At 71.0% G+C, this 5,177-nt stretch carries 5 protein-coding genes; all 5 read right to left on the bottom strand.

Going from position 1 to position 5,177, the window contains the following annotated elements; translation table 11 throughout:
- Positions 1–102: 102 nt before the first annotated feature.
- Positions 103–333 carry an EF-hand domain-containing protein gene (locus AXW62_RS34635; RefSeq protein ID WP_030823667.1) on the bottom strand — a complete coding sequence of 77 codons (231 nt, stop codon included), beginning with the start codon at positions 331–333 and terminating at the stop codon, positions 103–105.
- A 113-nt stretch (positions 334–446) separates the two neighbouring features.
- The gene (locus AXW62_RS34630) at positions 447–1,073 is read right to left on the bottom strand and encodes an N-acetylmuramoyl-L-alanine amidase (protein WP_060947934.1); all 627 of its coding nucleotides are present in this window, start codon (positions 1,071–1,073) and stop codon (positions 447–449) included.
- A 541-nt stretch (positions 1,074–1,614) separates the two neighbouring features.
- Positions 1,615–2,115 carry an ATP-binding protein gene (locus AXW62_RS34625; protein WP_060947933.1) on the bottom strand — a complete coding sequence of 167 codons (501 nt, stop codon included), beginning with the start codon at positions 2,113–2,115 and terminating at the stop codon, positions 1,615–1,617.
- Positions 2,116–2,677: 562 nt separating this feature from the next.
- Positions 2,678–3,445, bottom strand: a complete 768-nt coding sequence (locus AXW62_RS34620; protein ID WP_060947932.1) for an enoyl-CoA hydratase/isomerase family protein — start codon at positions 3,443–3,445, stop codon at positions 2,678–2,680.
- A gap of 69 nt (positions 3,446–3,514) precedes the next feature.
- Positions 3,515–4,741 (bottom strand): L,D-transpeptidase, encoded by a 1,227-nt coding sequence (locus AXW62_RS34615; protein ID WP_060947931.1) that lies wholly within the window; start codon positions 4,739–4,741, stop codon positions 3,515–3,517.
- Positions 4,742–5,177 lie beyond the last annotated feature (436 nt).

The following is a 5,177-nucleotide window of genomic DNA, read 5'->3' as shown; positions in this document are numbered from 1 at the left end:
GTACGGCCCGTTCGGACGTTGCGGCCGGCCGAGACGTTCCGGCCGGCCGAGACGTTCCGGCCCGTCCGGTGGGTGCCGCCCCGCCCCGGTGTGGGGCCCCGTTCAGGCGTTCTTCTTGTCGTCCTTGTTCTGGGCCGCCCAGAACTCGTCAAAGGTGAGCAGCCCGTCACCGTTGGAGTCATGGGCGTTGATGACGGCCTGGGCGACGGGCTCCGTGACATACGGGTCCCCCAGCTGCGCCATCACGCTCTTGTACTCGGTCGCGGTGATCTGACCGTCACCGTTGAGGTCATACCGCTCGAACGCTTTGCGCGCCGCCTCGATGTCCGCCACCTGTTCCGCCCCTTCCGTGCGTGTGCTTGACCCGCACAGATTAGCGGTCGGCGGCGGACGGCCCGGCGGTCGTGCCGCCGTGTTCGCGGCTCAGGCTCCGTCGGCCGGGGACATCAGGCTCCGGCCACCAACGCCATATAGCGGTCCCAGTCCCACAGCGGTCCGGGGTCGGTGTGGTCAGCGCCGGGGACCTCCACATGGCCGATGATGTGGTCGCGGGTCTTGGGGATGCCGTAGCGGTCGCAGACGGCGGCGGTCAGGGCGGCGGACGAGGCGTACATCTCGTCCGTGAACCACTTCGGTTCGTCCACCCAGCCCTCGTGCTCGATGCCGATGCTGCGGTTGTTGTAGTCCTTGTTGCCCGCGTGCCAGGCGACGTCCTTCTCCCGGACGAACTGCCCGACGTAGCCGTCGGCCGAGGCGACCATGTAGTGCGCGGAGACCTGTTTGGCCGGGTCCTGGAAGATCTTCATCGCGTCCTGGAAGGTCTCCTGCGTCACATGGATGACGACGAAGTCGATCGGATACGAGGTCGGGCGGCTGGACACGCGGTAGTTGGCGGTGGAGGCCGGGATCCAGTGGGTGGGCGGATAGGCGGCCGCGCGGCGGCCGCGTCTGTCGTCGGCGTGGGCGGTGGCGGCGGTGGCCGCCGTGGCGGCGAGTCCGGTGGCGGCGGTGGCGAGGTAGGCGCCCGTGCGGAGCAGGGTGCGCCGGGTGGGGGTGCGGCCGTGCGCTTCCATGGGGGGTCTCCCGAATGCCGTAGCGGGACAAGGGGATGTGACGCGTGGGGTGTGACGCGCGTAGCGCCGTTCCATGGTGGACGTTGGGCAGGGCCATGCCAAGGACCGCCAGGCAAAGAAAGATTTCGCGTCACGGTCCGAACCACTGAAAATTCGTTCGAAGGAAGTGGACAACGAAGGAAACTTACCCATCTACCCGACGTTAACAAGGCAAGTGTTGCACCTCACCTTGGATTGGCCTGGTAGTCCCCTTCCGTCTCTGCGATAGTCGGGGCCGCGACCCCCATTGACCCGAGCGAGGTCGCTTCCCCCGGATGCCATGGCGAACACCCCTTTCGCGCCATGCCCCGGGGGCGGAAGGGGCCCATGCCGTCGACGCGCGACGACACGGGCCCCTCTCGCACGCCCCGTTCACACGATCCCTTCCGTATCCGGATGCGCGCATCGCGTTTCGCGCATCCGTTCCGCGTCCGGTTCCGCGCGCCCCTTCGGCACACCGCTTTCGCACATCGTGCCGGGATCCGCACATCCCTTCGCGCGGTCAGCTTTCGGCCACCCGCATCTCGAACCAGGTCGTCTTGCCGCACGGCAGCAGATCGACCCCCCACCGCTGGGAGAGCTGATCGACCAGCGTCAGCCCGCGTCCGCTGGTGTCGAGTTCCCCCACCGGCATCAGACACGGCAGCCCCCGGGAGGGGTCACGGACCTCGCCCCGGATCCAGCCACGCCGCCGCAGCATCCGCAGCCCGAAGGTGCGGGCGCCGGTGTGCCGTACGGCGTTGCCGACCAGTTCGGAGACCAGCAGCACCGTGTGCTCGGCGAGCTGGAGGCCGAGCCCCCAGTCGTGCACCACGACGAATTCGGCCAGCCGGCGGGCGGTCCCCGCGGACTCGGGGCGGGAGGGCAGCCGGACTTCCTCGGCCGCAGGGTTCCCGAAGAGATCAAGGGCCTTGAGGGCCCGGTCCTCGGCGGTCGGCACCCCCCGCACCGCAGCCGTACCACTGCGCGGCTGCGGCTGCTCCATTCCCTCCAAGCCCGCCATGCCCCCCATCATGGCCGCCAAAAAGGCCATCCGGGGCGGAACCATGGGATCCCGAACACCGGAGCCCCAGGCTCCATAAACCCGATCCGACATATGCCAAAGGCAGTTGGAGCACTCACGTACCCCACCCCACCAGCGATGTCACCGCGCGTACGCGTGGTCACCCAGCGTACCGGAACCGATCATCCACCGGTCGACCGATGGCGAAGAAAATTCGCTCGCACGGGGCATCCACGGAACGCTCCGGTCCAGCCACCGGGCCTTCGCGCAGCGACCGCCGTGCCGCGCGCATCAGCCACCGGGCCGCATGGAGCAACCGCCGGACCGCACAAGGGCACACGGGGCGACCGCCGGGCCACGCGCGGCGGTCACCCCGTGGCCCTTGTGTCGCGACCGCCGGACCACGCGCGGCCACCACCGGCCCACCCACGGCCGGGGCGCGGCGACCACCGGGCCACCCGTGGCCTCGCGCGGCCACCACCGGCCCACCCGTGGCCGGGGCGCGGCAACCGCCCCGCCGCGCCCCCGGCCGCCGCGATCGGACACCGGAATCGCTCGGGCGTCAGCGGAACGTGGCCTTGCCCGGACCCTCCTCGACGAAGCTGCGCATCCCGGTCTCCCGGTCCTCGGTGGCGAACAGCCCGGCGAACCAGGTGCGTTCGATGGCCAGGCCGCTGTCGAGGTCCGTCTCCAGCCCGCGGTCCACCGACTCCTTGGCCGCGCGCAGCGCGATCGCCGGACCCCGGGCCAGCCGCGCCGCCCAGGCGTGGGCCTGGTCATAGACCTCCTCGGCCGGTACGACCCGGTCCACCAGGCCGATGGCGAGCGCCTCGTCGGCCTTGACCTGACGGCCCGTGAAGATGAGGTCCTTGGCCTTGGCCGGACCGACCAGCCGGGCCAGCCGCTGGGTGCCGCCCGCGCCCGGGATCAGGCCGAGCAGGATCTCCGGCTGGCCGAGCTTGGCGTTCTCGGCGGCGATCCGGAAGTCGGCGCACAGCGCCAGCTCGCAGCCGCCGCCGAGGGCGTAGCCGGTGACGGCGGCGACCACGGGCTTGGGGATCCGGGCCACGGCGGTGAAGGACTCCTGGAGGTCCCCGGAACGGACCACCATCGCGGCGTGGTCCATCTCCCGCATCTCCTTGATGTCCGCGCCCGCCGCGAACACCTTCTCACCGCCCCAGATGACCACGGCGCGCACATCGTCGCGGCGGGTCACCTCCGCGGCGAGTTCCCGCAGCCGGTCCTGTGTGGCGATGTCGAGCGCGTTCATCGGGGGGCGGTCAAGGCGGAAGGTGGCCACGCCGTCGGCGACCTCGAGGTTCACAGTCATGAGCGCAGGTTAGCGCCCGCTAACACGAGAGCGCAGGGGTGGGGCGGCCACGGCGGCGGAGCCCCGGGCTCACCCCTTCCACTTCGCCCAGGACATGTTCCAGCCGTTGAGTCCGTTGTCCGGCTGAATGGTTTCGTCATCGGAGTTCTTCACGATGACCACATCGCCGATGAGCGACTCGCGGAAGAACCAGGCCGCCGGGGCGGTGGAGTCCCCGCCGCCGCGCTGGTCGAACAGGCCCACACAGCCGTGGCTGACATTGGCCGAGCCGAAGGTGGCCCGGCCCGCCCAGTAGTTGCCGTGGATGAAGGTGCCGGAGGTCGACAGGCGCATGGCGTGCGGCACGTCCTTGATGTCGTACTCGCCGTCGAAACCGACCGTGGCGCCGTCCATCCGGGTCACCGGGAGCTTCTCGCTGATCACCATCTTGCCGTTGTAGGTCTCGTGGCCGGGCGCGCCGGAGGTGATGGGGACGGTCTTGATGGTCCTGCCGTCCCGCTTGACCGTCATCTTCTTGGACTTGGCGTCGACGACGGAGATCTGGCTGCGGCCGATGGTGAACGTCACGGACTTCCGCTGCTCGCCGTAGACCCCCGGCCTGCCCTCGACCCCGTCCAGGTCCATGCGGAGCGTCACCTTGGTGCCGGGCTTCCAGTACTTCTCCGGCCGGAAGTCCAGCCGGTCGTTGCCGAACCAGTGGCCCGCGATCGGCACCGGCGGGGATGCGCTGACCTCGATCCCCTTCTCCACGGCCGCCGGGTGGGTGATGCCGCGGCTGAAGCGGAGCGAGACGGGCATGCCGACGCCGACCGTGGAGCCGTCCTCCGGGGTGTAGACGCCGAGGAAGGTCTCCTTGGGCCGCAGCGTGGTGAAGGTCGCGTGCCTGGTGGTGGCCAGGCCGTCGGCGTCCTTGGCGACCGCGTCCACGGTGTAGGTGGTGTCCGAGCGGAGATGGGCCTCGGGCCGCCAGCTCCTCCCGTCCCGGGCGACCTTCCCCGCGACCGGAGTTCCCTTGGCGTCCTTGACCTTGACCGAGGACAGGGTGCCCCTGGCCGAGGTGACCTTCAGCGCACCGGTGGTGTCCACGCCCTTCGCGCCGTCCTTGGGCGCGATCGTCACCACGGCCCGCGATGTCCTGGTCCGGCCCTCTCCCTTGCCGTCCCCGCCCTTCTCACCGTCTCCCGAGCCACCGCTCCCGCCGCACGCGGCCACCGCCATCAGCGACACCCCGAGCAGCAACGCGAGAAGCGTCCTGCGGCCGCCCCGCGCCGCCTCCGGTATCCGCCGCACCGTCACAACTGTTCTCCCCTCCCCAGGGCCGCGCCCCCGCGGCAACCCCGATCACGCGCAGACACGCGTGACGACAGATAATCACACGGCGCTCCGGCGCTGGGCTCCCCGCGCATGTCACGGTTCAGTCGCAGGTGGGAGCGGTCGCGGGAAGACCGGCCGCGGCCGGTGCCCGCCGGGGCGGCGGGAAACGTGCGAGTCGGCGGGTTTGGGGGCAGAACACGGTTGAGGGGGGCGGGCCGGGTCCGTGCGGCACGGGACGCCGCGGGGTGCGCCGGCCCGCCATCAGGCGCTGCCCGCCGTGCGGCGGTTGGCCGCGAGCCGCGGAGGCCGATGTGTCCGGTGCAGCCGAGCAGGAGACGCGCGACGATGTCCCCGCACGCCCCTCGGCGGCGGTGGGACGCCTCACCGGCCACCCCGGTCCCGACCCCGGCCCCAGCCC

The sequence above is a fragment of the Streptomyces hygroscopicus subsp. hygroscopicus genome (genome assembly GCF_001553455.1).
Lineage (GTDB): Bacteria > Actinomycetota > Actinomycetes > Streptomycetales > Streptomycetaceae > Streptomyces > Streptomyces hygroscopicus.
This window is presented reverse-complemented; position numbering and strand designations above follow the sequence as displayed.

Excerpts from the sequence above, each read along its gene's own strand:
- AXW62_RS34630 (WP_060947934.1), bottom strand. The coding sequence starts at position 1,073 with ATGGAAGCGCACGGCCGCACCCCCACCCGGCGCACCCTGCTCCGCACG.
- AXW62_RS34625 (WP_060947933.1), bottom strand. The coding sequence starts at position 2,115 with ATGGCGGGCTTGGAGGGAATGGAGCAGCCGCAGCCGCGCAGTGGTACG.
- AXW62_RS34620 (WP_060947932.1), bottom strand. The coding sequence starts at position 3,445 with ATGACTGTGAACCTCGAGGTCGCCGACGGCGTGGCCACCTTCCGCCTT.